Annotated in this window: 1 protein-coding gene; it reads right to left on the reverse strand. The window is 59.9% G+C overall.

Translation table 11 applies throughout. The features are described 5' to 3' along the window. Positions 1-426 (reverse strand): proton-conducting transporter transmembrane domain-containing protein (locus DUK53_RS17225; RefSeq protein WP_305032378.1); only part of this gene is annotated, 426 nt, incomplete at both ends.

The raw sequence follows: 426 nt of genomic DNA on the forward strand, positions 1-426 counted from the left end.
GCGGAGCGGCCTGTGCCACCTCATCACTGGGTTTGCCAGGAATAACGCGCCCAAACCAATAGATGAACCAGGCAAAGCTGGCGACCGACTCGATCAGCACCAGCACCATCAGCGGCGTCATCAGCCAGAACTCATGCGACAGTGCAAAACCGGCGGCAAAAATCGGGAACTTGCTGAAGAAACCGTTAAACGGCGGCACCCCGGTGATCGCCAGCGCGGCCACGCAGAACCCCACGCCCAGCAGCGGCATCTTGTTCATCACGCCCTGCAAGCGCGGCAGCATCCGGGTGCCGCAGCTGTAGCTCAGCGCCCCGGCCACCAGGAAGAACAGGCTCTTGGCAAACGCGTGGTTAAAGATGTAAGCCACGCCGCCCAGAAAGGCGGTTTTGGAACCGAAGATGGAAATAGACAGCGCCAGGAAGATAT

The sequence above is a fragment of the Listeria sp. SHR_NRA_18 genome (assembly GCF_003856515.1).
GTDB lineage: Bacteria > Bacillota > Bacilli > Lactobacillales > Listeriaceae > Listeria_A > Listeria_A newyorkensis.